Genomic DNA, 25,139 nt, shown 5'->3' with positions numbered 1-25,139 from the left:
CCCATGGAACAGTACCGCCAGGAACACTTCGGCCACGCGGTCATGCCGCAGGCCACTCATGACGAGCAGGCGATGGAGGACCACTTCCTCGCGATGCGGGCGTGGACCAACCGCAACATGGACCCGCTCGACCGCCGCCTGCTGGACGAAGTGATCGTCCCCGGCATCGAGAAGAAGACCGGCGCGAAGCCCACCTCCAGCGCGCAAGTCCGTCAGGCGCTGGAAGCGCATCCGCTGCACCAGTACTGGCTGACGCTCTCGCTCACCTACCAGGACCGCATCTGGCAGGCGCTGGACGGCGCGATCGACCGCCAGTACGACGAACTCGCAGGCAAGGTGAAGGCGCAGGTGGCCAAGCCCAAGGGCTCGCTGCGGCTGAACCCGGAGCTTGAGATCCCGCGTTACATCGCCGCCTTCGACCATCACCGGATGCCGGGCAGCTACGTGGTCGATACCGCGCAGGACGATTTTCGCGCCGGGGCGCTCTACGACCGCTTCGCCTCGACGTACCTGCGCAACCTCAACGGTGGATGGAAGAACGACGGGCGCGGGCACAGCCTCGCCAGCCACGTTCAGGACTTCTACCCGGACTTCAAGCCGAAGCGCATCCTCGACCTCGGCTGCTCGGTGGGCCATTCGACCGTCGCCATCGCGCAGGCTTTCCCGGACGCGGAGATCTTCGCGCTCGACGTCGGCGCGCCGATGCTGCGCTATGGCCATGCCCGCGCGGAATCGATGGGCGTGCCGATCCACTTCAGCCAGCAGGACGCCGAGCATACCGACTTCGCGGACGGCAGCTTCGATCTCGTCTGCTCGTCTGCCGTGATGCACGAGACTTCGGCCAAGGGCATGCGGCAGATATTCAGGGAGTGCCACCGCCTGCTGCGGGACGGCGGCGTGATGTGCCACGTGGACGTGCCGCCGCGCCACGAGCACCTGTCGCTCTGGGACCAGATGCGCTGCGACTTCGAGAGCCACTACAACAACGAACCGTTCATGACCTCGCTGGCGCGGATCGACTGGCACAAGGTCGCCGTCGATGCCGGTTTTGCGGGTGACACGGTGCTGGTGGGCTACCGCAAGGGCACGTCCTACCTGAAGCCCGATCGCGAGGACTTCTTCACCGAAGGCCACCCGCAGGGCCATGCGATGATCGGCAGCTGGTACGCCTGTTCGGCGATGAAGTGAGGTAAAGGGGATGTAATTGCCCCTCCCTTCATCCCGTATCCGTCAGCCCTAAGGCTCGTCATTGCGAGCGAAGCGAAGCAATCCAGGGCGGTGCGACTCTGCCCTGGATTGCTTCGCTTCGCTCGCAATGACGAACGAGGAGCGTCATTTCCCCGCCACGCGCTTCAGGAACGGCATCGCCGCGTCCACCGAGCGCGCGGGGCAGTCCATCGGCATCATGTGCCCGCACTGCGCCACCACTTCGAGGCGCTTGTCCTTCGCCCCGAGCAGGTCGAGCGCCTGCCGCCCGTCCTTCTCCAGCGGCACTTCATGGTCGTCCGAAGACCACAGCAACAGGCTCGGCACGGTGATCGCGCGCAAGTCATCCGGGGTGCGCGCGAACGCCAGCGAACCCGTCGCCGCCTTCATCGCGCCCGCCGTCGTCGCCGGATCGCGCATCGCGCGGTTGTTGAGGTCGGTCCACTGCGCCACCAGCCCGGGCGTGACCGCCTTCGCGTCGAGCATGTTCGCCAGCATGATCTGGCGCCAGAATTCGGGCTCGTGCCAGCCGGGATGCTTCGCGTCCTGCGCCACCGCATCCTTGAGCGCCTGCGGCATCGCCGCGTAATCGATCTTGAGCGGCCCGGCGGCTATGTTCGAGAGGATCACGCCCGAGACCCGCTCGGGCCGCGCGGCGGCGTAGGCAGCGGTCTGCACACCCGCGCTGGAGGTGCCGGCGATGACGAAGCGCCGCACGCCGAGCTTGTCCATCAGCGCGTCGATCACGGCAATGCGCTGGCTCAGTTCATAGTCGTTGCGCGGGTTCGGGCCGGACAGGCCGAGCGGGGACTGGTCGAAGCGGATTACCCGGTAATGGCGCTTCAGCTTCGCCGCCCAGCCGTCCCACTGCCGCAAGTTAGCATAGGAGCCATGCAGCAGCAGGATCGCCGGACCGCGCCCTTCGTCGACGTAGTGCAACGGCTCCCCGGCGATGGTGTCGAAGTGCGAAGCCGGGAGGGCGTAGCGTTCGCGAAGCTGCGCGTCGGAGGGCACCTCGGGCGGCTGAGCGCCGGCCATGGACGTAATCGCCAGCATGGCGGCTCCGAATACCCAGCGCATCGTCATCTCCTTAAAGGGCTTCCCCTGCGAGCAGGCGCGCACATTCACTGTCGCCCTGCAGCCGTGCCTTGCGGATGGCGCGAAGGGCCACGGCGTAGAGCCCGGTGCCCAGCAGCAGGAACGGCACGCAGACCAGCGCGATCGACCAGCCGACGCTTGCCGGATCGCCGAACACGCGCTCGGTCACGCTGGCGACCATGAGCGGGCCAAGGCTCGCGCCGAGGATGGTGTTGAGCACCAGCGTCAGCGCGATGGAACTGCCCCGCATGCGCGGCGGCACCACCGACTGCAGCGTCGCGAACATCACCGTGCCGACGACCGAGAACACCGCATTGGCCGAGGCGACCAGCACGGTCGCGAAATGCAGCTCGTGCGCCAGCACCGAAAGCGTGAAGGGCAGCGCGAAAAGCGGCGCGACCGACAGGATGCGGAACCGCGCCAGGGTATCGCCCGAACGCATCGAACGATCCAGCAGCGTACCGCCGACCAACGGCCCGATCGCCGAAAACAGAATCGACAACGGGCCAAGCCACGCACCGAGATAGGCAGGCGTGGCGCCATAGGCGCGCAGCAGCATCGAAGGCGCCCACGACGCGCCGCCGTAAGCGACGGTGAAGCAGGTCGCGAAACCGAAATAGAGCGGCAGCAACACGCCGCGGTTGCGCCACAGGTATGCCGCCTCCGCCGCGCCGGGCACTTGCGCCGCGCCCTTGGGGGCATCGCCCTGCCGGGGCGGCTCGCGCGTCAGCAGCAGCATGGCGAGCGCGATGACGAGCCCGCAGGCACCGAAGATCACGAACACCGTACGCCACGCCGCCAACCCGCCCAGCACCGGGAAGCCGAGGAACGCCCCCGCTCCCGCCGCCGCGAGGATAAGGCTGGTCAGCGAGATGGCGATGCCGTTCGCCAGCCCCTGCCCCATCATGTAGACCGAGATCGGCCGCCCGCGCCGCGCAGGCGCGAAGAGGTCCGCAATCAGCGAGATCGCGGCGGGACCGAGCGCCGCCTCGCCCAGCCCGACCAGCAGGCGCGCCGCGAAGAGCGAGCCGAACGACTGCGCCAGCCCGCTCCCGATCGTCGCGAGGCTCCACAGGCCGATGCCTGCGACGATCAGGTTGCGCCGCGAAATGCGGTCCGCGGCAAGGCCCATGGGAATGCCCATGAAGGCATAGAACAGCCCGAAGGCGAGGCCCTGCAGCAGCCCGATCTGCTCGTCGCTGATGCCCAGCGTGCCGCGGACCGGGTCGACCAAGATGTTCAGCGCGGCCCGGTCGATCACCGACAGGATACCCGCAAGGAACAGCATGATCACCATGGTCCAGGCGCCGCGCGTGTTCGGCCGCACAGCGTCGGTCGCGGAGACCTCAGGCATATCGAGAGGAGTCAGGTCGAGTGCTGGCGGGCCGGCCATCGTCAGAGCAGTCCGGCGGCGCGGGCGCGCGTCTTGATGTAGTCGCCCAGCCAGTCGAGATTGCGGAAGCGCAGCGTGCCGCGTCCCACCGCCGTCGAGCTATGCGCCATCCCTGCGACAAGGCGCAGACACTTGGCCATCAGGAACACTTCAATCGCATCCTTCTCTTCGGGCGTGAAGGGCCGCACGGATTCATAGCCCGCCTCGAAAGCCTCGCCGATCTTGGGATCGAAGCCGTAGAAGAGGTTGCCCCACACGAAGTTCTGCACGTCCTGCATGAGGAAATCCTCACCCGCCGCGTCGAAATCCAGAAGCGTGATCTGGCCGTCTTCCGCCACGTGGACATTGCTCGGGTGGAAGTCGCGGTGGCACACGCCGAGCGGAACCTTGCCCGAAGCGGCGTATTCGTCCAGCCGCTTGTCGAGGTTGGCGGCGATGATCGGGTAATCGCGCAGGTCGTCCGGGCGATCGTAGACGAAGTCGATCAGCGCGGGCATGCAGATGTTGTAGTCCTTGGCCGTCTCGGTCGAGAACGTGTGACCTTCGCCGACCCAAGCATCACCATGAAGGTGCATCTCGGCCATGGCCGCGCCGATGCGGAAGGCGGTTTCCTCGGACAGCCGATCACCGAACTTCACGCCCGGCGCCCAGTCGTAGAGCGCGAGCGCACGCTCGCCCTCGGGCGACATGACCTTGAAGTAGAGCTTGCCGTCATGCTGCGGCACACCGACCGAGGCGGGGAAGCCCGCGCGGCGCAGGTAGTCGAGGAAATCCAGTTCATAGGACACGTCGTCGACATCGCGGTAGGTCTTGCGCCACACGCGCAGGGCGTACTTCGCCTCGGCGTCCTGCACGAGGTAGACGTCATTCATGCCGCGATAGAGCAGGAAGCAGGTGAGGTCGCCCTTCAGCGCGTAGCGGCGTGCCACTTCGCGAACGATGAAGTCCGGGTGGAGGACCGAGTGCGATACTTCGGCAAGCGGAAGGTCAGAGGTGGTCAAGGAAGTCTCGCAATTCATCAGCTAGTCGCTCCGGTGCAATATCGAAAATGTCGCGGTCGAGGTCGGTAAGCTCAACCACTCGGCAGGAAGGCAGCCGCGCGGCCGCCTTGAGTGAAAGGTGCATGAGGTCTTCGGCGGGCTGCAGCAGCAGCGCGGGCTGGGAGACCTGTTCGAGACGGGCGAAGTCCCACGACCACACGCCCCGATAGGCCCAGGTGAAGCGGTCCATCGCACGCGCCTTGTCGGCGAAGTTCAGCGCCGCCTTTTCGAGCGGGACGCGGGCGTCGCGCTTGCCCACGACATAGGCCCAGAGGCCCGCCGTCAGGTCGCGTACGACGGTGCCCTCCTCGTCGAGCGCAGGATAGTTCTCGGCATCGGCGAGGCGTTTGGCGAGGGCCTCGGCGTCATACATCGGGATGCCGGTAAGGCCGACGGCGCGGACCCGGTCCGGCCGGGCGATGGCAAGCTCGCAGGCCAACAGCGAGCCGGTGTGGAAGCCGTAAAGATCGACCTTGCCCGCCAGCACGCCTTCCTCCGTCAGCGCATCGAGCGCATCGGAGAAGGCGGCCGCATAGCCCGCCATGCCCGGGGGCGCGGACGGCGAATCCGACATGCCGTAGCCCGGCGTATCGAAGGCCACGACCAGACGATCGGCCGCGAGCGCGGCGATCAGCGGCTCGTATTCGAAGGACGATGACGGGTTCTGGTGAAGCAGCACGACGGGCGCGCGCTCCCCCGCCGTTCCGGCGATGCGGTAATGCATCTGGCCGTAGCGGCAGGTCGTGTAAGCGCGTGCAATCACAGCGCGGTGTTCCCGAAGCCCTCTTCGCTGCGCAGGCGCGCGGCGGCGAACTTGTCTTCGTCGAGGTCGTAGGCCCACAGGAACAGCCCGTTGATCGTGAACATGATCGATGGGATCACCGCGAAGCCGACCTTCAGCGCCAGCATCGCGCTCTCGGGCTGCTTCACGATCGCGCCGCCCGTCGTCGGCACGTAGCCGAGCGCATGGAGAAACACGCCGAGCACCGCAACGCCGAGCGCGAAGCTGACCTTCTCGACCACGGCGATGGCGCTGGAGAGCAGGCCCTCGCGCGCCTCGCCGGTCAGCACGCGGTCATAGGCCTGCGTGTCGCCCAGCATCGAGATCGACATGAGGATGATCGCGCCCGAACCGAGCCCGCCGCCTACCGCGCGCACCATGATGCCGACGGTGGTGATGGAGTTGTCGGCCAGCAGCCAGCTCAGCGTGGTCAGGCAGAAGATCACCACGCCGCAAAGGTACGTGCGGCGCTTGCCGATCGTCTTGCCGCTCCACACCCACAGCGGCATGGCGAGCGCGGTGACGACATTCTGCGTCACGGCCATGATGATCTGGCCGGTATAGCCCACGCCCACGACGTTGAGCATGTAGAGCAGCATCGTCGATGCGACCGAGGCGAACGAAAGGAACTGGAAGACTTTCGCGCCCAGCAGCATCATGAACGGCCGGTTGCGGGCGATGGCGCGCATCTGCGCGAAGCCCGGCAAGTGCTTGCCCGTCGCGGGCTGCCTACCGTGCTGGACCGGCACCGAGAGCGCCGTCGCAGTCATGGCGCCGCCGATGATGAGCGCCATGACGAGGCCCATCGTCGCGAAGCCCGCGCGGCCCGCGCCGCCGCTCTGGATCAGCCACGCAGTGCCCGCCATCGCCAGCAGCTGGCCGATCGAGACGAACACGGTGCGGAAACCGATCAGGCGGGTGCGTTCGTGGAAGCCGTCGGTCAGCTCGGCGGGCAGCGCCATGTACGGCACGTTGAACAGCGAATACGCAGTCGAATAGATCACCAGCGCGGCGATCATCCAGACCATCAGCGCGCCCTGCCCCATGACCGGCGGCGCGAACAGCATCACGAACGACACCGCCGAAAGCAGCGCCCCTGCGGCAAGGAATGGCTTGCGGCGGCCCCAGCGGGTGCGGGCGCGGTCGGACAGGCTGCCGATCACGACGTCGATCACCGCGTCGGCCAGCTTGGAGACCATCAGCAGGTAGCCCGCAATCTCCGGCGACTGCCCGAGCACGGTGGACATCAGCGCCGGGAAGTACGTCGTCACGGTGTTGAGCATGATCGACACGCCGACCGTGCCCACCCCGAAACCGAGGCAGATGCCGATGTCGAGGCGCTTGTGCGCACCCGCTGCGGTGGTAGCGTCCATCTTCATGCTCCGGCTGCGAGGAATTGCGCGATCACGTCCGCCTTGGCCTGCGCCGAGCCGCCGGTGGATGCCTCATGCCCATCGGCCAGCAGGCCGAGCGCGGTCTTCACCGAGGCGTTGAGCAGGGCCAGTTCGGTTTCCGGCTTGAGCAGCAGCGTCGGCGCGGCGATCCGCGCCATGCGCTCGAACGCGCGGTAGCGGAACGCGGCGATATAGGGTTTGGGGTAGGTATCCAGCGCCTTGAGCACGTCGAGCGTGATCCGATGCAGGATCTGCGGCGGCGGCATCGGCACGGCGAGGCGGTGCTCGGCGTCCTTCATGAAGTGCGGGAAGAACAGCGCCTGGTCGCGGCAGAAGTTGAAGGCCCAGATCAGATGGCGGCCGTATTCGTCGGGCTCCACCACAGGTGCATAGTTGGCGACGACGGCGTCCCGCAGTTCGTCCTCGTATTCGGTGATGCCGTCGAGGACGAGGCGGCGCACGCGGCCTTCATGGCCCGCCGCCAGCTCGCAGGCGATGCGCGCGCCGGTGTGGGTGCCATAGGCGTCCACCGCGTCGAAGCCGAGCGCGGTGCAAAGCCGTTCCATCGAATCGGCGAAGTAGGCAATGTCGGGCTCGGCCGGGGCGGGCGGCGGCGAATCGCCGTTGCCCAGCGTGTCGGGCGCGACGATCTCGCCCAGCCGGCCTGCCGCGCGCAGGGCGAGCATGAAGTCCTGCAGGAACCAAGAAGAGGCAGGCGAGGCGTGGAACAGCAGCAGCGGCGTGTGCCCCGGCTCTGCGGCCGGAAGGCGTCGCAAGTGAAGCTGGCCCTCGTCGAGCCGCACGAAAGCGCGCTCGATCTGCGCAAATGGGTTCTTGTCAGTCGGGTTCATGAGAGGCAGGCTATCCCAGTCGCTCGCCAAGCCGTGACATGAAGAGAAAGTTTATCGGCTAGCGAATAAAACTTTAGCACTGAGCGCGAACCGCGCCCGGTCGTGTTCATATTGCAGCATGGACACGACACTCCTCCCCGACGATGGCGCGTTACTCGCGGCGCTCGAGCGCGAAGGGCCGATGAACCTGGCGCGCGCGCTCGCCGTCATGGAGCAGCACGATCTGGCCGGGCTGGTGCTGGGCGACCCGATCAACGTGTTTCACGCGCTGGGTCACTGGCCGCAGATCGGACGCACCCGCGCCGGGCAGCCGCCGGGCACTTTCGCCCTGATCGCGCGCGAAAGGCCGGAGAATCCGGGCCTCGTGACCAGCCGCTTCCTGCATCATTATAGCTGGGCGGACGGGCGCAACCGCAGCGACGTCGCCGTCTGGCTCTATACCCACATGGGCGACGAGGGCGACGAGACCGCGCTCGAAGTGCCCTTCTCTACTGTCCTTCCGGAACGGCACTCAGCGGCACTCAGCGGCACCGAACGGCACCGGGCGGCCGTCAGCGCGACCCTCAGCGGCGCCATGACCGCACGCAGCGACGCGGGCGGCGCGATCGTCGCGGCCATGAAGGGCCTGGGACTCTGGCAGGGCCGGATCGGCTTCGACCACACCGTCATCGCCGAAGTCGCTGAGCGTCACGACCATCCCGGCGCGATGGTCCAGGCCGACAACATCCTGCGCGAGATCCGCCTCGTGAAGTCGCCGCTGGAACATGCGCTGATGGCGCGCGCGGCGCGCTCCAACGTCGATGCGCTCAATGCGGTCGGCCATGCCATCCGCGCGGGCGCCACGCACGTCGAGCTTCAGGCGCTCTATCGCATGGAGTGCGCGGCGCGCGGCAACACCGCGCTGTTCCTCAACGTCGACCGCGTCTCCTCCGACCTCTCGCGCCTTCAGGTCGAGGACGGGCAGACGCTGATGCTCGACGGGGTCAGCCAGTTCCTCGGCTACCATGGCGACTTCGCGCGCACCGTCTTCATCGGCGAGCCGACGCGCGAGGCGCGCCGCGCCGCCGAGGCCGCCGCCTTCGGCTGGCAAGCCGTGCGCGAGAAGCTGCGCCCGGGCCTGCGCTATTCCGAGATCACCGCGATCGGCGAGACCGCGATCCGCGCCGCCGGGTACGAGGCCGCGATCGGCTTCGGCCCGCATAGCGTCGGCCTTGCCCACACCGACGAGCCCGGCGAAGTCCACGGCGGTTTCTGGCGCAAGCCCGACATCGTCATCGAGCCCGGCATGATCCTCTCGGTCGACTGCCCGACGCTGGATACCGGCATCGGCGGCTCGGCCCACTGCGAAGACCTCGTGCGCATTACCGAGACCGGCTGCGAACCCATCCATCCTCTCCACGACCCGGTGATCATCGTATGACCAGACCTTTCATCCTTTCCGCCTCCGTGGCCGAACCGGCCTTCGCCGTACCCGGCCATGCCCGCGCCGTGCTGCAGGCCGCCGAAGCGGCCGGGTTCGACCTCCTCATGCTCGGCCGTTCGGGCGAGCGTCCGTTCGACGCGCAAGTGCTCGTCGCCTGGGCCGCACCGATGACCTCGACGCTGGGCGTGGTCGCCACCGTGCCCGCATCGAAGGCGCACCCCTTCCACGTCGCCCGCGCGCTGTCGGCAGTGGACTTTCTCGCCGCCGGGCGCACCGGCTGGTCGGTCGTCCCCGAAGGCGCGCCCGAGGGCATGGCCGAAGACATGGTCGGCGCCGCCCGCGCGTTGTGGGACGGCTGGGGCAGCGACACGCTGATCCTCGACAAGACAAGCGGCCGCTACCTCGACGCATCGAAGGTCAAGGCATCGAACTACAAGGGCGCGTTCTTCAAGGTCGCAGGTCCCGTCAACGCGATGCGCCCGCCACTCGGCCATCCGCTGCTGGTGGTGGACGGCGACGATCCGATCGCCATCGACGATGCAGACATCGCGCTGGTGTCCGACGGCACCGCCGCCCCGCAGGCGACCAAGCGGCTGATCAAGGTCGGCGCCGATGCCGACGCCGCGATGCTGGCCGAACGCTTCGAGGCGCGCGAGATCGACGGCGCACACTTCACCCTGAACGATGCCCTGACGCAGCTGCCGCAGATCGGCGCGCGTCTTGCCTCCCTGCTGGCACCTCGCCCGGCCGGAGACCTGCGCGCGCGGCTTGGCCTGCCCATCCCTTCCACCGCCTCCAACCAGCCCGGCGGCGCCGTGATCCCGGAGATCGCATGATGCAAAACCAGATTCATCTTTGGGCCTTCCTGCAGGGCATCGGCTTCTTCCCGACCGGCTGGAAGCATGAGCGCGCCCGGCCCGAGGGCGTGTTCCACATGGACTACTACACCCGCGTCGCGCAGCTGGCCGAACAGGGCCGCTTCGACGCGATCGTCTTCGGCGACCAGCTGCAATCGCGCGGCGCCGGTGGCCGCGCCCCCGAACGCCTTGCGATGCCGACGCTCGATCCCGTCACGCTGCTGACGGCGATGGCGGCGGTGACGAAGCACATCGGCCTCGTCGCCACCGTCTCCACCACATACAACAGCCCTGAGATGCTGGCCGAGCGCTTTGGCACGATGGAGCGCATCACCGGCGGCCGTTCGGGCTGGAACATCGTCACCACCGCGCACCCCGACACCGCGCCCAACTTCGGCGAGACCGAACTGCCGCCCAAGGACGCGCGCTATCGCAACGCCGTCGAAGTCGTCGCCCGCGCCTGCGAACTGTGGGCCGAAATGGACCGCGAAGGGCCGGAACTGCCGCAAGGCCGCCCGGTGCTGGTGCAGGCAGGCCAGTCGCCCGACGGCCGCGACTTCGCCGCGCGCACGGCCGAAGCGATCTTCTGCCCCGCCGCCACGATCCAGGCGGGTGTCGATTTCCGCACCGACCTGCGCAGCCGCGTGGCGGGCGTCGGCCGCAGCCCTGACGGCGTGCGTATCATGCCGGGCCTGTCCTGCGTGCTCGGCGGCACCGAGGAGGAAGCCCGCGCCGAGCATACCGCGACCCTCGACCTTGCCGACGATGCGCTGGCGATCGAGTATCTGTCGGAATCGCTGTGCTGCGACCTGACCGGCTTCGATCCGCTCGGCCAGATCCCGGTCGACGAGATTCTCGCGAAGACCCTGCTGCCGCAGGGCGACGTCGCCCGCTCGATCGTGCCGGGCGCCGAGAAGGGCACGCCGCTGGGCGAGTTCGCCGCCAACTTCATGCGCCACCCGCGCGGCCACAACGTGTTCATCGGCACGCCCGAGCAGATGGCCGACATGATGATCGAGTGGCGCGACGCGGGCGCCTGCGACGGCTTCACCCTGCAGCCCAGCTACATGCCGGGGGGTCTTGAAGACTTCGTCGGTCAGGTCGTGCCGATCCTGCAGGCGCGCGGCCGCCTGCGCACCGACTATCCCGGCGCCACCCTGCGCGAAACGCTGGGCCTGCCCGCGCGCGAAGCGGTGACGGCATGAAGATCGGCCGCATCGCACTCGCCACGCTGGGCGCAGTCGTCCTCGTCGGCGGCGGCACCGTTCTGGCCTTGCGCGCCGGAGCGGGCGAGACCGACCGTGCGCAGCTGGAAAAGCGCTGGGCCGACGGCCCCTCGCGCTTCGTCACCATCGACGGCGTGCGCCTGCATGTGCGCGAGGAAGGCCCGGTCGGCGCCCCGGTGATCGTCCTGCTCCACGGCTCGATCGTCAACCTGCACGAGTGGGACGACGTCGCCGCGATCCTCAAGGACAAGTACCGCGTCGTGCGCTTCGACTGGTCGCCTTACGGCCTGACCGCGCCCGATCCTTCCGGGGTCTATTCGACGCCGCGTTCGGCCGAACTCATGAACGGGCTGCTGACGAAGCTCGGCTACGACAAGTTCGCGCTTGTCGCGACGTCGAACGGCTCCAACGTCGGGCTGGAATACAACCGCGCCTATCCCGGCCACGTGACGGCGATGGCGTTCTCCATGCTGCCGCTGGAGCGCCCCAGCCAGACCCGCAAGGTCAACTGGCGCCTGAGCTGGAGCTTGCCGGTATTCAAGGCGGTGCTGCCGAACTGGCGCCCGCACTGGTTCTGGCGCGCCATGCTGGAGGATACCACCCCGCCCGGCTTCCAGCCGACCGACCGCATGGTCGACCAGATCACCGAGATGAACAACCTGCCCGGCGCGCTCGACCGGCAGGCGCAATACATCCAGGCGAACGTCAAGGCGTTCAAGACGTCGGACGTCGGCGCCGTGGCCGAAACCGTCCACGTGCCGGTGCTGCTGCAGTGGTGCAGCTACGACGACGTGATCTCGCAAAGCGCCGATGCCTCCGTGAAGCGCTTCACCAACGCGCCGGTGACGCTGATCCAATACCCCGACCTCGGCCATTTTCCGATGTGGGAAAAGCCGCAGAAGTTCACCCGCGACCTCGAAGCCTGGCTCGCGTAAGTCGCTGTGCGGTGATGAATGCGCCTGTCGGACGCCGTTGCATCCGACAGGCGAACAAAGGGCACGAGCCTCTTCAATAGAGCGCGAGTTAAGGGAATTCTTACGGCGATAAAAATTTCTTGATTCACGCAGAATCGCAAATTGAAATTTTATCACCATCGGGCCGACGGGATGGCCAATAGCTTACTCGCTTCCGATGCTGCACGTCAGTGCAGAATGCGCATAGTATCATTACAAAAACCAATGGCAGTGAAATTCGCAGATACGCAGGGAACGTGACAACAATTGGCGTCGCAAGCACGCCTTTAACATTGAGGGACGAAATGACCGGCAAATATAAACTCCAGTTCGCCTCCACCTTGTCTGGCATTGCTATTGCAGCAAGCCTGACCGCGGCTCCCGCGATGGCGCAGGACACCGGCGGCGACATCATCGTCACCGCACGCAAGACCGGGGAAGACATCCTCAAGGTTCCGGTCACCGTTACCGCGATCACCTCCGAAACGCTCGACGCCAAGGGCATCGTCTCGGTCACCGACATGGCCGCCTCGACCCCGGGCATCAACATCAACAACAGCTCGTCCGGCCACGCCGACCGCTCGTTCCAGCAGGTCGTCATGCGCGGCATGACGCCGTCGACCACGCTAGCCACCACGACCTCGATGTTCATCGACGGCGTCGCGGTGTCCTCGCCCTCGCAGGTCAGCGCGATCAGCAACCCGGAGCGCGTCGAGATCATCAAGGGTCCGCAGAGCGCCTACTTCGGCCGCAACACTTTCGCGGGCGCGATCAACGTCGTGACCAAGATGCCCGGCAACGACTGGGGCGGCGAAGTGCTCGGCATGCTCGGCACGCGCAACAACTGGCGCCTGCGCGGCTCGATCGAAGGTCCGATCATCCCCGACCTCCTCTCGTTCCGCATCAACGGCGAGCAGTATTCCAGGGACGGTTCGTGGAAGAACCAGGACGGCGTGACGCTGGGCGACCAGCAGACCAAGAGCGCCTCGCTCCTGCTCGCCATCACCCCCGCGTCGAACGTCACCATCAAGCTGTTCGGCATGCTGAGCGAGGACAAGGACGGCCCCTCCGCCCAGACCCGCCTCTATTCCTACGACGTCAAGGCGCCGAACGGCAGCACCGTCGTCCAGGGTCAGGCGAACTGCGTCCTCACCGGCGACACCCGCGGCGTTCTGAACCCCACTACCGGCCTGCCGGCCGGCACTGCGGTGCAGAACCCCTATTTCTGCGGCACCATCCCGACGATGGCGAACCCGGTCACCGCGAACGTCACCAACACCGACTTCGTGCGCCAGTTCCTCAACATCGGCACCAACCGCATCGTCGATCCCTCGGAAGGCGTGCAGGGCTACGGCCTGCTGCGCCGCACGAAGCACGCCCACGCGACGCTCGACTGGGAGGTTACCGACGGGCTGACCGCTTCGGCGCTTGCAGGATATAACCGTGAGGTCTGGACGACCTTCATCGACCTTGACAGCTACGACGGCAGCGCCCTGCCCAGCGGCTACGACTACAACGGCAACGGCACGATCGACGCTTCCGAAATCTTCGGCGAAGGATACTTCAACTATCCGTACCTGATCGAACGCAAGATCGACGACTTCTCGCTCGAAGGCCGCCTGCAGTACGTGTCGGGTCCGTTCCGCGGCGTCGCAGGCATCAGCTACCTCAGCGCCGACCAGCTGCAGGGCCTGGGTGGCGGCACCGGCGCGCTGACCGCGTCCAGCCTCTCGCCCGGCGGTCTCAGCCGGAACAAGACCACGGGCCTGTTCTTCGGCCTGACCTACGACGTGACCGACACGATCTCGGCCAGCTTCGAAGGCCGCTACCAGATCGACCAGCTGCAGGCGTTCGCCCGCCCCTCCGGCGTGAACGTCGCATCGAGCGCGTTCATCCCGGCTGGCTTCTACACCGGCGGCACCGTGCTCGCGAGCGCGAAGTACAAGAACTTCACCCCGCGCGCCATCGTCAACTGGCAGATCACTCCCGACACAATGGTCTATGCATCGTGGGCCAAGGGCGTGAACCCGGCGCAGTTCAACACCAACATCCTGTCGCAGGTCGAAAGCGTGCAGGATGCCGCTGCCGCTGCCGGTGGCCAGCTCGCCATCGAGCCCGAGAAGATCACCAACTACGAGATCGGTCTGAAGGGTCGCATCGGATCGACCCTGCGCTACACCTTCGCGGCCTACTACGCCCAGTGGCGCAACCAGATCAACTCGACCATCATCGTCGCGCCCGACGCCACGCAGCCCACCGGCTACAGCTTCGTCACCGCATCGATGAACGCGGGTTCGGTGAACCTGCGCGGTATCGAGGGTGAAGCGTCCTGGCGCCCGACCGAGTTCCTGACCATCGACGCCGCCGGTGCGATCAACGACTCGGACATCAAGGCCTTCGCCAGCTCCACGGTTAGCGCCCTGACCGGAATCTACGACTATTCCGGCAAGGAGATGAAGAACACCTCGAAGTATTCGGCCAACGTCGGCGTCCAGGTCGGCACCGAGATTTCGGGCTGGGACAAGGGCAGCTGGTTCGTGCGCGGCGACTGGAATTTCAAGTCGGGCGTATGGTCGAACGAGGCGAACCTTGCTCGCACGCCGGACCTGCACCTGTTCAACGCACGCGCAGGCATCACGCGGGGCAACCTCTCGCTCGAGGCATTCGTGAACAACATCTTCAACAACAAGACGCCCCTGACGATCTCTGACAACTACACGCTGTCACCGGGCTTCGTTTATGCGGCGCGGACGTCGGCGCTGATGCTGGGTCTCGGCGACCTGCGTACCGCTGGCGTGCAGGCTAAGATCAAGTTCTGATCCGACGCTGATGCGACACAAGGAAAGGCCGGGGGGAAACCCCGGCCTTTTTTTGTTTCCTCCCCGAACTGCGCTCGGTGGAGCGGACTTCCGGAATTGGTAGAACCCGGTAATCGCCATCGACCACCCACCTTCGTCATTGCGAGCGTAGCGAAGAATCCAGAGCGGTTTCATACTCCCCTGGATTGCTTCGCTACGCTCGCAATGACGAAGGAGTGGCGCCTGCCATGCCCGGCGCTGATCCCCCAGCGTCGGCGCATGAAAAAAGGGAGGCACAGCCTGCGCCGTGCCTCCCCTTCATCTCGTATTCGCAAGAAACCTCACCCCATCAGGGCGATGGCCTGCTCCTCGCTGAGCACTTCGGCATACTTCTTCGACAGGTCGAACAGGTTCGCCTCGTGCGGCCGCTCGTCGCGGTCGCCGCAGGCATCCGCCACCACCAGCGGCACGAAGCCGTTCTGCAGCGCGTCCAGCGCCGAGGCGCGCACGCAGCCCGAAGTGGAGAAGCCGGTGATGAACAGGCTGTCCACGCCCATGCTGGTCAGCGTGGCCGCCAGCGAGGTGCCGAAGAACGCCGAGGCGTACTGCTTGGTCACCACCACTTCGTCGGCGCGCGGCTGCAGCGTGTCCGGGAAGGCGCCGAGCGGCGAGCCCTCCAGGAAAGCCTCCAGCGCCGGCACCTTCTGGTAGAACAGCCCGCCGTCCTTGCCGCCTGCGCGGTAGACGACGTTGGTGAAGATCACCGGCACGCCCGCTTCCCGCGCCGCTGCGGTCAGACGCTCGCAAGAGGCGAGAGCCGTCTCGAAGCGCGGCGAGTAGAGGGGCTGACCGGGCGTGAGATACGCCACGACCACGTCCACCAGCAACAGCGCCGGCTTCTTGCCGGGCTGCAGAGCCCCGCCGAAGCCGCCACGGTTGTAGTCGTCGAGAAGGTCGCTCACTCGGCGGCCTCCGCGAATTCCACGGTGGCCCACTTCGGCGCGGTCGGCGCAGGCAAGCCGGTTTCGGCGAGGCAGTTCGCGCGCAGCGTCTCGATGTCGGGGCCGAAGTCGAACACGCCGATTGCACCGCGCTCGGTACGCAGCTTCTCGCGCAGCGCCGTGGTGGCGGCTTCATCGACCGCGCCGTCCGTGATGACGACGCCGTAGTCCTTCGCGCCCTCGCCGGTGACGAGGCCCTGGCCGATTTCCTTCAGCACCAGCGCCGGGTCACGGTCCAGCGGGTCGCCCCAGCCGCCGCCGCCCCAGGTGATGAAGTGCAGCACGTCACCGGCCTCGACCGGGTAGTCCTCCAGCTTGTTGCCGACGACGATCTCGGTGCCGTCGGCCTTCACCAGCAGCTTGCGCGCGCGCTTGCCCGGGTGGCCGCCGTTGACGCCCCAGGGCGGCACGAACCAGCGGTCGTCGTGGATGGCGATCACGCCCGGCTCGAGGAAGCGGTAGACCATGTTGATGCCGTTGCCGCCACGGTGCAGGCCCGCACCGCCGGAGTCCGGCACCGTCTCGTACTTTTCGATGACGAGCGGGAAGTAGCGCTCCAGGAACTCGTTGGGCACGTTGGTGAAGCCTGGGAACAGCGAGTGCCCGTCCGGCCCGTCGCCCAGCGGACGGCCGGGAATGCCGCCGAAGCCGATCTGGAACAGCTGGAACCACTTTCCGGCCTTGTCGGTGCCTGCATAGAACAGGTGCGGGCTCGACGAGAAACCGGCAGCGTTGAGGAATTCCGGGGTCTTCTGGCCCAGCAGGCCGCCCAGGATGTCGAACAGGCGGCCCAGCACGTGGGTGCGGCCCGAAAGCGCGGCCGGGAATTTCGGCTTGAGCAGCGAGCCTTCCGGAATGCGTACGTCGATCAGCGGATAGTACCCGTCGTTGAACAGGATCTGCGGATCGAAGACCATGATCATGTAGATGCCGAAGAACATGCGCATCATGTTCTCGTTCAGGAACATGTTGATCGAGGCCTGGCTCTGCGGATCGGTGCCGTCGAAGTCGAGGACGACGCGCCCGTTCTCGCGCCACATCGTGCACTTGATCTTGTATGGGCCGAAACCCATGCCGTCGTCGCAGATGTAGTCCTCGAACGAGACCTTCTCCTCGCCGATCGAACTGGCGATCAGTTGCTGCATCGCGCGGAAGTTGCGGTCGAGCAGCAGGTCGGTCGCCGAGACGAAGACGTCGTCGCCGAAGCGCGTCGCCATTTCGACCACGCGGTGCGCGGCGACGCGGCACGAGGCGATCAGCGCGTTGAGGTCCGCCTTGCACCACGCCGGGGTGCGCGACTGGTGCATGACCAGCTTGATCAGGTCCTCGTTGTATTCGCCCTTCTTCCAGATCTTGACGGGCGGGATGCGCACGCCTTCCTGGAAGATCTCGGTGGCGTGGATTGGCATCGATCCGGGCACCATGCCGCCGATGTCGCTCTGGTGGCCGAACATCGAGGTATAGGCGATCAGGCGGCCGTCCTTGAACACGGGCAGCAGCACGAGCCAGTCGTTGCAGTGGCTGATCGCGCCGCCGACCGAGTAGGGGTCGGACAGGAAGATCATGTCGCCGTCTTCCACGGTGCCGTCGAAGCCGTCGAGGAACGGGCCGATGTACGAGCCGAACTGGCCCACGATCATGCGGCCCTGATGGTCGGCGATCAGCGGGAAGGCGTCGCCCTGCTCGCGGATGCCGGGCGACATGGCGGTGCGCACCAGCGTCGCGTCCATCTCGACGCGGGCGTTGCGCAGCGCGTTCTCGATGACTTCGAGGGTGACGGGGTCGATGTCGACCTTGTTGAAGGGCGTTTCGTTAGCCTGGATGATACGTGCGGGCATTGGTTCTCTCCCCTCAGGCCAGGTTGATCAGGATGTTGCCGACGGCATCGACGGTGCCGACGCAGTCGCCTTCGATGAGCGTGGTCGAGTCCATCTCGGTGACGATCGCCGGGCCCTTGATCACGTCTCCGGCGCGCAGCTTGGCGCGGTCGTAGATCGCGGCCGGGGCCATGGCGCCGTTGAACCACAGTTCGTGGTCGCGCACCTTGGCCTCGATCGGATCGCCGTTGCCTTCGGGCAGGCGCAGCGCCTCGAGTTCGAGCAGCGGCCCGAGCGCCACGGCGCGCAGGTTCACCAGCTCATGCTCGGTGTCCATGTTGAACGTGAACAGGCGCTCGTGCTCGGCATCGAAGCGCGCCTTGACGCCCGCCAGGCCATCGGCCTTGAGCACGTCGGGGCTGATCGAGAGCGGCACTTCGAAGGCCTGACCTTCATAGCGCACGTCGAGTTCGAACTGCACGGTGACGTCGGCATCGGCGATGCCTTCGGCGGTCAGTTCCCGGGTGGTCTGCGCGGCCATCTCTTCCAGCAGCGTGATCACCTCGGCTTCCTCGGTCTCCGAAAAGCGCTTGGAGAACGAGCGCGCCGTCTCGGTGCGCATCCGCGTGGTGGCATCGCCCAGCGCGCAGAGCACGCCCGGCGAGACGGGCGAGACCGCCGGCCACGAACCCATCAGCTTGGCCACGGCATTGACGTGGAGCGGACCGGCGCCGCCAAAGCCCATCACCGCGAAGTGACGCGGATCGTAGCCCTGCTGCACCGAGATCATGCGCAGCGCGCCGAACATGTTCTCGTTGACGATGTCGATGATGCCGCGCGCCGCTTCCATCAGGCCGATGCCCAGCTTGTCGGCGATGGTCTGCACCGCCGCCTTGGCGCCTTCGCGGTCGAGCTTGAAGGTGCCGCCCAGCAGGTTCTCGGGCAGGTAGCCGAGCACCACGTTGGCGTCGGTCACGGTCGGCAGGGTGCCGCCCTTGCCATAGGCCACCGGACCCGGAACCGCGCCCGCCGACTGCGGACCTACGCGCAGTGCGCCGGTCAGTTCGGGCACGTAGGCGATCGAACCGCCGCCCGCGCCCACCGTCTTCACGTCCAGCGCCGAGGCGCGGACCGAGAGGTGGCCGACTTCGGTGGTGCGAACGCGGCGCGCCTCAAGGTTCTCGATCAGCGCCACGTCGGTGGAAGTACCCCCGACGTCGAGCGTCAGGATGTTGCGGATGCCGGAGTTCTTGCCGACCCACAGCGCGCCCGTGACGCCGCCTGCGGGACCGGACATCAGCAGCGCGACCGGATGCTCCTCCGACTTCTCGGAGGACATCAGGCCGCCATCGGAGCGCAGCAGCGAGAGCGAGCCCGCCATGCCGCCGGAGCGCAGGTTGTCGCGCAGGTTGCGCACGTACTTGCCCACGACCGGGCGCACCGCCGCGTTGGCGACGGTGGTGAGGGTGCGCTCGTATTCCTGCATCTCGGGCAGGACGAGGTGGCTGAGCGAGATCGGCACGTCGGGCATGATCTCGGCCGCCAGCTGCGCCACGCGCTTCTCGTGCGCGCCGTTGAGGTAGCCGTTCATCAGGCTGACCGTCAGCGCCTCGACGCCCTGCGCCTTCAGCTTCTCCAGCGCGGCGCGGATACCGGCTTCGTCGATCGGGCGGATCTCGCGCCCTTGCGCATCCATGCGCCCGGCGATCTCCACGGTGTCCTCGAGCGCGGCGAGCGGCTCGGGCTTGGGCCACACGATCCAGCCGGCGAGACCGCCGGGCACGAACGAGCGTGCGATCTGCATGACCTGGCCATAGCCCTCGGTGACGACGAGGCCGACGCGCGAGCCCTTGCCTTCGAGCACCGCGTTGGTCGCGACGGTCGTGCCGTGGAGGAAGTACTCGATGTCCGCAGGCGTGATTCCCGCCTTCTCGCAGATCGCGCCGAGGCCGTTCAGGATGCCTTCCGAGCTGTCATGCGGGGTGGAAGGCGTCTTGTGGCGCCAGAACGAGCCGTTCTTCTGATCGAGCAGCAAAAGGTCGGTAAACGTCCCACCGACGTCCACCCCCAGGCGATAAGTCATGAACCCAATCTCCGTTAGATTGGTATCTAGCAAGCATCGCGGGGGCTGCAATGACAGGGTTGTGCCCCCGACTGATCGGCAGGTGGAGAAGCCTGGTCACACTGCGGAACGATTGCAGCGCCAGGCCGATCCGCGTGGCTCCAAGGTCTTGTTGAGATTACCGCTCAATACACTTTCGGACAGCTTGATGCAGGCGTGGCAAAGTCCTGCGACACCGCGCCGTCATACCGGCCTCATCGAAAACCGACGATGGACGCCGCCAGATGACCCGCCTGCTCCCCGCCTTCGCAGCCCTTGCCGTATCCTCGGCCATCCTGACCAGCGTGGCCGCCATGGCCGTGCCGCCCGGCGCGCCGGTCATCGGCGCCGAAAAGCCGGTGTTCCTGGGCCGCATGGTGGTGACCGCGACGCCGCTCTGACACGGCAACAGTTAATACCGCGATTCCCCACCAGCCGATAAATCCTCGATTGGTGGCCAGAGGCACCAGCCTCGATTTGCCGCGCGCCCGGTGTGAGGCAGCCTCGACGTCGACAACCGCAAATGGATGCAGCCCCAACCATTCGGGCCGTCCATCCGGATCGACAGAGAGGTAGATCGAATGCCGCTTACCCGTACCACCGGCAGCTACGTGATGGGCCCCAGCGACGACCGCTCCAAGTGGGTCGAGTGGGAGAACTTCATCGTCTCCACCAACCCCGACGGCACCCATACCGCGCAGTCGATGACGCGCTTCCCCGGCACCTCGCTGGTGCGCCACGTCACCCAGACCGTGAACACCGAATTCATGCCGATGGACGGGCACCTCCGCCTGTTCGTCGGCAGCGAGTTCCAGGGCGTTCTGGTGCGCCGCGTGGTCGGTGACGAGGTGACGTCGCTCCTCATCGCGCCCGACGGCAGCCCGATCGAGCAGGCCCAGCTTCCCGGCGGCGCCGACCTCGTCCTCGGCTACCACCCCACCGTCGTCGAGGGCTGGAAATTCACCCAGTGCGACCGCGCGGTCGAAGGCACGCAGCACGTGCGCATCCTCACCACCTCGGCCACCTGGAACGGCGGCCAGATGACGCACGGCAAGGAAGTGACGCTGGCCATCGAGTACATCGGCGAGGAGGAGATCGAAGTCCCCGCCGGCAAGTTCGTCTGCGACCACTACCTCTGGCACACCGGCGCGATCGACGCCGACATCGAGGTCTGGACCACCGGGCAGGACCGCATCTGCGCCCGCGTGATCGGCCATGCCAAGGGCGTGACCTACGAACTGGCCGAATTCGACCAGAAGAGCTTCGGCGACACCCTCGAATTCGACTTCTGATCCGAAAGGCGCGCACGATGCTACGGGTAGCTACAGCACAGTTCGAAACCGGCAAGGACACCGACCGCGTCCTTGCCGACATCCTTCGCCTTGCCGACGAGGCGGCGGCGGGCGGGGCCAGGCTGGTGCACTTCCAGGAGTGCTGCAACTACCCCACCTCCTACACCGACCGCGAACACGCATGGCGCGAGGCCGTTACCCTCGAAGGTCCGCTGGTCTCGGCGATCCGTGCCAAGGCGCGCGAACATGGCCTGTTCATCGGCTTCAACGCCGCCGTGCGCGGTCCATTCCCCAAGGCGTGGATGGTCAACCACCTGATCGGGCCGGACGGCGAATACATCGGCTCCAACAAGAAGCAGGTGCTGATGTGGATCGAGCGCGACGCGTTCTTCCCCTCGGACGAGGACGGGCGCGTCTACGACACCGAAATCGGGCGCATCGGCATGATATCCTGCATGGACGGGCTGGTGCCGGAAACCTCGCGCACGATGGCGTGCCTGGGGGCGGACATCGTACTGAACTCGCTCTGTTCGAACGGGGTGGACGAGGCGAACCTGCACATCCCGGCGCGCGCGGCCGAGAACGGCTACTTCATGATCTCCGCCAACCGGGTGGGGGACATGGTCAAGGGGCAGGACCTGCAGGACCTGATCGACGCCGCAGGCATGACCCGCGACTTCGTGAAGGGCGCAGGGGAAAGCCAGGTGGTCGGCCCGGACGGCGCGGCGCTGGTTCGCGCGACGCATGACGACATCGGGCTGGTCTTCGCCGACATAGACCTGTCGAAGCTGGAACGCGAAGACCGCATGGCGCGGCGGCGGCCTGAACTCTACACGCTGATGGGCGAGGACAACGCCGCGCTGGCGGCGCTCGCCGAAGACCGCGCACCGGCGGGGAAAGCCGCGCTGACGACCATCGTGCCGGATGGCGCGACCTTCGATGAACGGCTGGCGCAGGCGGTCACGATGATCGCCTCGGCCCCGGCCGGACTGGCAGTGCTCCCCGAATTCTTCGCGTGGGCCCTGGGCGACGACAGCCGCCTCGACGAAGCGACCGCAGCCCTCGTCGAAGCCGCTGCCGCAGCAGGCACCTACCTCGTCGCCGGACTGCCGGGGCGCGAGCATGGCAAGCGCGTCAACCGCGCCGTCCTATTCGGCCCCGAAGGCGTGATCGGCGAATACCGCCAGATCCATGCCGACCCCGGCTCGAACGACATGGCGCTGGGTGACGATCTGCCGGTCTTCGACCTCCCGTTCGGCCGCCTCGGCCTGCTGCTGGGCGAGGACCTGCTGTTCCCCGAGGCTGCCCGCGTGCTCGCCCGCAAGGGCGCGGACCTCATCGCCTGTCCCGCGACATGGCGCGAGGACTGGCACCACGAACTCATGCTCACCGCGCGTTCGGCGGAGAACCACGTCACCATCGTCAGTGCGGGGCGCGCCGACAGCCTTTGCGCGAAGCCCGGCACCGTCTGCACGACCCCGCCGGAATACCGCTTCCCGCAGACCAAGGAAGTCAACGCGCCGGACCGCCACATAGCGCCCTCGCTCACCGGCGCGTTCACCGTGGAGGTCGACCTCGCCCCCAACCGCGACAAGCGGCTGATGGGCGCGACCGACCTCATCATGGACACGCGCCCGGAACTCTACGGCGCGATCCTGGCGCTGCGCGAAAGCGTCCCGGCGTGAGCCGCCCGCCGATCGGCACCCTGCGCGGCGCGGCCAGCCTCGACGATGAGAGCTACGTCGATTTCGTCGAGGGAATGCGCGCCTTCAACCTCTCGCGCATGGTGCCGCGCCTCGTCCAGTCGGGCGATGCGATCGGCGCCCGGATGGCGACCCGGTCGCCCCGGCCGCGCGTGCAGGACCTGTTCACCGCGCTCGACCACGTGCCCGCCGCGCAGATGGCGCGGCGGATGATGCGCTCGACCCAGACGATGATGTGGCGCGGCACCGGCGACACCTACCGCCGCATCGCGGGCGAACTGGAGGACTGGCTGAAGCAGGCCGAGGCCGCCGCCCCCCACCTGCTGCGCATCGACCCGGACTTCGCCTATCCCGAATACTTCCGGGCGCAGGACATCCACCTGCAGCCGGGCAACTACCACGACGACGCGCTCGCCGGATTCGTGTTCCACTACGGCTCCAAGGTATTCTTCACCGGCGGCAACGACGACGACCGCCTGCACAACGTCATGGCCGCCTGGTGCCCGATCGACGGCTCTCCGCAGCGCATCGTCGACCTCGGCTGCGGCGTCGGCCAGTCCACCACCGCCTTCAAGCTGCGCTTCCCCGAAGCCGAGGTCCACGGCATCGACCTTGCCGCGCCGATGCTGCGCTACGGCCATGCCCGGGCACGGGAGCTGGGGATCGAGGTCCACTTCACGCAAGGCGACGCCGCCGCGCTCGATTTCGCCGACAACAGCGTCGACGCGGCGCTGGCGATGATCCTGTTCCACGAACTGCCGCCCGAAGTGGCCGAAGGCGTCGTGAAAGAGGCCGCGCGCATCCTGAAGCCGGGCGGCACCTTCACCATCATCGACTTCCCGCACATCGCGGCCGAAGAACTCAGCGGCCGCCACTGCATGCGCCTGTTCGACAGCTGGTACAACGGCGAGCCCTACGCCCCCGCCTTCGTCCATTCCGACTTCACCGCGCTGCTGAAAGCGCACTTCGGCGACGTCGATCCCGACTACCGCCCTGCCGCCACCTCTACCGGAGCGCTGCAGATCCGCGTCTGCAGGAAAACCGCATGACACCCGACGAAGTCGCCGACCTGCGCCGCTGGCTGGACAAGAGCGAGGGCCTTGCCGACGGCCGCCCCTTCCTCGGCGACCGCCGCCTCGACGCGATGATGGACGTCATGCTCGAAATGGCGGCGCAAGTCTGGGTGCTCAAGCGCCGCAACGCCGTTCTGGAAGGCGTGCTTGCCGCACAGGGTGCGGTCAGTCCCGAGGCGATCGAGAGCTTCACCTTCACCCCCGACGAAACCGCCGCGATGCGCGAAAGCCGCGCCGCCTTCGTCTCCACCATCTTCCGAAGCCTCGCCGAGCTGCCGCTCGCGCCCGAGGCCAGCCAGCAGGAGCCGTCATGATCCCGACCATCGATACCGCGCCCGTCAACTTCAAGCGCGGCTATTCCAGCTGCTTCCTCGGCCAGCTCCACTACCGCGAGCATGGCGAGGGCGAACCGGTCCTGTGTCTCCACCAGGCCCCGCAGTCGAGCGGCATGTTCGACACCGTGCTGCCGATGCTGGGCGAACACTTCCGCGCGATCTGCATGGACACCATCGGCTACGGCATGTCCGACCTGCCCGGCCGCCTCGTCGAGCCCGAGGAATATGCGCGCACCATCGTCGAATTCCTCGACGACATGGGGCTGACCGATCCGATCTCGGTGATCGGCGTCCATACCGGCGCCTACTTCGCCACCCAGCTGGCGGCGCAGTACCCGGAGCGCGTCAAGAAGTTCGTCCTCTCCGGCCCGGTGCTGCTCCACCCCGACGAGGGCGTGGTGCCGATGCGCGCGCCCGCGACCATCGCCGAGGAGGACGGCAGCCACCTGACCCGCCTGTGGCAGCTGCGCTGGAAGAACGTCTCGCCGGTGAACAACCTCAAGGCATTCGAGAAGCTCTACGTCGCCGCCCTCACCGCCGGGGAGAACGCGCAGGCATCGTATTACGCGGCCAGCAAGCTCGACACGCTCAAGCAGTTGCGCTTCGACGTGACGGTGCCGGGCTTCATCGTCTGGGGCGACAAGGACCTCTCTGCGCCGGGCATCATGAAGTGCCTGCACTTCCTGGAAGGCAAGGTGCCCGACTACCGGATCGAGGGCGGCACGCTCGACACCATAGAGGAGTTCCCGGAGGAGTGGACCGAAGCCTGCGTCCGCTTCCTCAAGGAAGGCTGACGG

General features: G+C 66.9%; 21 protein-coding genes. 12 read left to right on the top strand and 9 right to left on the bottom strand.

Annotated elements, in window-relative coordinates:
• The first annotated feature begins 3 nt into the window (after positions 1-3).
• Entirely contained in the window at positions 4-1,188 is a 1,185-nt protein-coding gene (locus PKE80_RS18590) for a class I SAM-dependent methyltransferase (protein ID WP_271183772.1), read from the top strand.
• Between the two features lie 144 nt (positions 1,189-1,332).
• Here the strand turns inward: PKE80_RS18590 and PKE80_RS18585 are convergent, their stop codons facing one another.
• Genes PKE80_RS18585 through PKE80_RS18560 form a run of 6 tightly spaced genes read right to left on the bottom strand, consistent with a single transcriptional unit; the run spans position 1,333 to position 7,763 of the window.
• On the bottom strand, positions 1,333-2,286 hold the full coding sequence (locus PKE80_RS18585; protein WP_271183771.1) for an alpha/beta fold hydrolase: 954 nt from the start codon (positions 2,284-2,286) through the stop codon (positions 1,333-1,335).
• A 10-nt stretch (positions 2,287-2,296) separates the two neighbouring features.
• Positions 2,297-3,697: an MFS transporter gene (locus PKE80_RS18580; protein ID WP_271183770.1), complete on the bottom strand. Its 1,401-nt coding sequence runs from the start codon at positions 3,695-3,697 to the stop codon at positions 2,297-2,299.
• A gap of 2 nt (positions 3,698-3,699) precedes the next feature.
• Complete coding sequence (locus PKE80_RS18575; protein ID WP_271183769.1) at positions 3,700-4,698, bottom strand: phosphotransferase enzyme family protein; 999 nt, start codon at positions 4,696-4,698, stop codon at positions 3,700-3,702.
• Entirely contained in the window at positions 4,685-5,500 is an 816-nt protein-coding gene (locus PKE80_RS18570; RefSeq protein ID WP_271183768.1) for an alpha/beta fold hydrolase, read from the bottom strand. The genes PKE80_RS18575 and PKE80_RS18570 overlap by 14 nt, the downstream gene beginning before the upstream one ends.
• Complete coding sequence (locus PKE80_RS18565; protein WP_271183767.1) at positions 5,497-6,891, bottom strand: MFS transporter; 1,395 nt, start codon at positions 6,889-6,891, stop codon at positions 5,497-5,499. The genes PKE80_RS18570 and PKE80_RS18565 overlap by 4 nt, the downstream gene beginning before the upstream one ends.
• A 2-nt stretch (positions 6,892-6,893) precedes the next feature.
• Positions 6,894-7,763 carry an alpha/beta fold hydrolase gene (locus tag PKE80_RS18560; RefSeq protein ID WP_271183766.1) on the bottom strand — a complete coding sequence of 290 codons (870 nt, stop codon included), beginning with the start codon at positions 7,761-7,763 and terminating at the stop codon, positions 6,894-6,896.
• A gap of 118 nt (positions 7,764-7,881) precedes the next feature.
• On the opposite strand from PKE80_RS18560, the gene PKE80_RS18555 reads away from it, so the two are divergent.
• From PKE80_RS18555 to PKE80_RS18535, 5 genes are all read left to right on the top strand, one after another.
• Positions 7,882-9,183, top strand: a complete 1,302-nt coding sequence (locus PKE80_RS18555) for a M24 family metallopeptidase (protein ID WP_271183765.1) — start codon at positions 7,882-7,884, stop codon at positions 9,181-9,183.
• Positions 9,180-10,022, top strand: a complete 843-nt coding sequence (locus tag PKE80_RS18550) for an LLM class flavin-dependent oxidoreductase (protein ID WP_271183764.1) — start codon at positions 9,180-9,182, stop codon at positions 10,020-10,022. The genes PKE80_RS18555 and PKE80_RS18550 overlap by 4 nt, the downstream gene beginning before the upstream one ends.
• On the top strand, positions 10,022-11,248 hold the full coding sequence (locus tag PKE80_RS18545) for an LLM class flavin-dependent oxidoreductase (RefSeq protein WP_271183763.1): 1,227 nt from the start codon (positions 10,022-10,024) through the stop codon (positions 11,246-11,248). The genes PKE80_RS18550 and PKE80_RS18545 overlap by 1 nt, the downstream gene beginning before the upstream one ends.
• Positions 11,245-12,204 carry an alpha/beta fold hydrolase gene (locus PKE80_RS18540; protein ID WP_271183762.1) on the top strand — a complete coding sequence of 320 codons (960 nt, stop codon included), beginning with the start codon at positions 11,245-11,247 and terminating at the stop codon, positions 12,202-12,204. The genes PKE80_RS18545 and PKE80_RS18540 overlap by 4 nt, the downstream gene beginning before the upstream one ends.
• A 404-nt stretch (positions 12,205-12,608) precedes the next feature.
• A complete protein-coding gene (locus PKE80_RS18535) occupies positions 12,609-15,041 on the top strand; it encodes a TonB-dependent receptor (protein WP_271183761.1) in 2,433 nt (810 codons plus the stop codon).
• Between the two features lie 320 nt (positions 15,042-15,361).
• Here PKE80_RS18535 and PKE80_RS18530 read toward each other — a convergent pair whose 3' ends face one another.
• From PKE80_RS18530 to PKE80_RS18520, 3 genes are read right to left on the bottom strand one after another with little or no spacing between them, the layout of a single operon-like run.
• Positions 15,362-15,982 (bottom strand): isochorismatase family protein, encoded by a 621-nt coding sequence (locus PKE80_RS18530; protein WP_271183760.1) that lies wholly within the window; start codon positions 15,980-15,982, stop codon positions 15,362-15,364.
• The gene (locus PKE80_RS18525; RefSeq protein WP_271183759.1) at positions 15,979-17,859 is read right to left on the bottom strand and encodes a hydantoinase B/oxoprolinase family protein; all 1,881 of its coding nucleotides are present in this window, start codon (positions 17,857-17,859) and stop codon (positions 15,979-15,981) included. The genes PKE80_RS18530 and PKE80_RS18525 overlap by 4 nt, the downstream gene beginning before the upstream one ends.
• 13 nt (positions 17,860-17,872) lie before the next feature.
• A complete protein-coding gene (locus PKE80_RS18520) occupies positions 17,873-19,921 on the bottom strand; it encodes a hydantoinase/oxoprolinase family protein (protein ID WP_271183758.1) in 2,049 nt (682 codons plus the stop codon).
• Positions 19,922-20,184: 263 nt separating this feature from the next.
• On the opposite strand from PKE80_RS18520, the gene PKE80_RS18515 reads away from it, so the two are divergent.
• From PKE80_RS18515 to PKE80_RS18490, 6 genes are all read left to right on the top strand, one after another.
• A complete protein-coding gene (locus PKE80_RS18515; RefSeq protein WP_271183757.1) occupies positions 20,185-20,340 on the top strand; it encodes a hypothetical protein in 156 nt (51 codons plus the stop codon).
• A 180-nt stretch (positions 20,341-20,520) separates the two neighbouring features.
• Complete coding sequence (locus tag PKE80_RS18510) at positions 20,521-21,231, top strand: hypothetical protein (RefSeq protein WP_036526983.1); 711 nt, start codon at positions 20,521-20,523, stop codon at positions 21,229-21,231.
• Positions 21,232-21,248: 17 nt separating this feature from the next.
• A complete protein-coding gene (locus PKE80_RS18505) occupies positions 21,249-22,916 on the top strand; it encodes a nitrilase-related carbon-nitrogen hydrolase (protein WP_271183756.1) in 1,668 nt (555 codons plus the stop codon).
• Entirely contained in the window at positions 22,913-23,983 is a 1,071-nt protein-coding gene (locus PKE80_RS18500; RefSeq protein ID WP_271183755.1) for a class I SAM-dependent methyltransferase, read from the top strand. Before PKE80_RS18505 ends, PKE80_RS18500 begins: the two co-directional genes overlap by 4 nt.
• A complete protein-coding gene (locus PKE80_RS18495) occupies positions 23,980-24,321 on the top strand; it encodes a hypothetical protein (RefSeq protein ID WP_271183754.1) in 342 nt (113 codons plus the stop codon). The genes PKE80_RS18500 and PKE80_RS18495 overlap by 4 nt, the downstream gene beginning before the upstream one ends.
• Complete coding sequence (locus PKE80_RS18490) at positions 24,318-25,136, top strand: alpha/beta fold hydrolase (RefSeq protein ID WP_271183753.1); 819 nt, start codon at positions 24,318-24,320, stop codon at positions 25,134-25,136. Before PKE80_RS18495 ends, PKE80_RS18490 begins: the two co-directional genes overlap by 4 nt.
• Positions 25,137-25,139: the final 3 nt, after the last annotated feature.

This window comes from Novosphingobium resinovorum, assembly GCF_027922145.1.
Taxonomy (GTDB): domain Bacteria; phylum Pseudomonadota; class Alphaproteobacteria; order Sphingomonadales; family Sphingomonadaceae; genus Novosphingobium; species Novosphingobium resinovorum.
The sequence above is the reverse complement of the archived record's forward strand: the minus strand, read 5'-3'. Positions and strand labels throughout refer to the sequence as shown.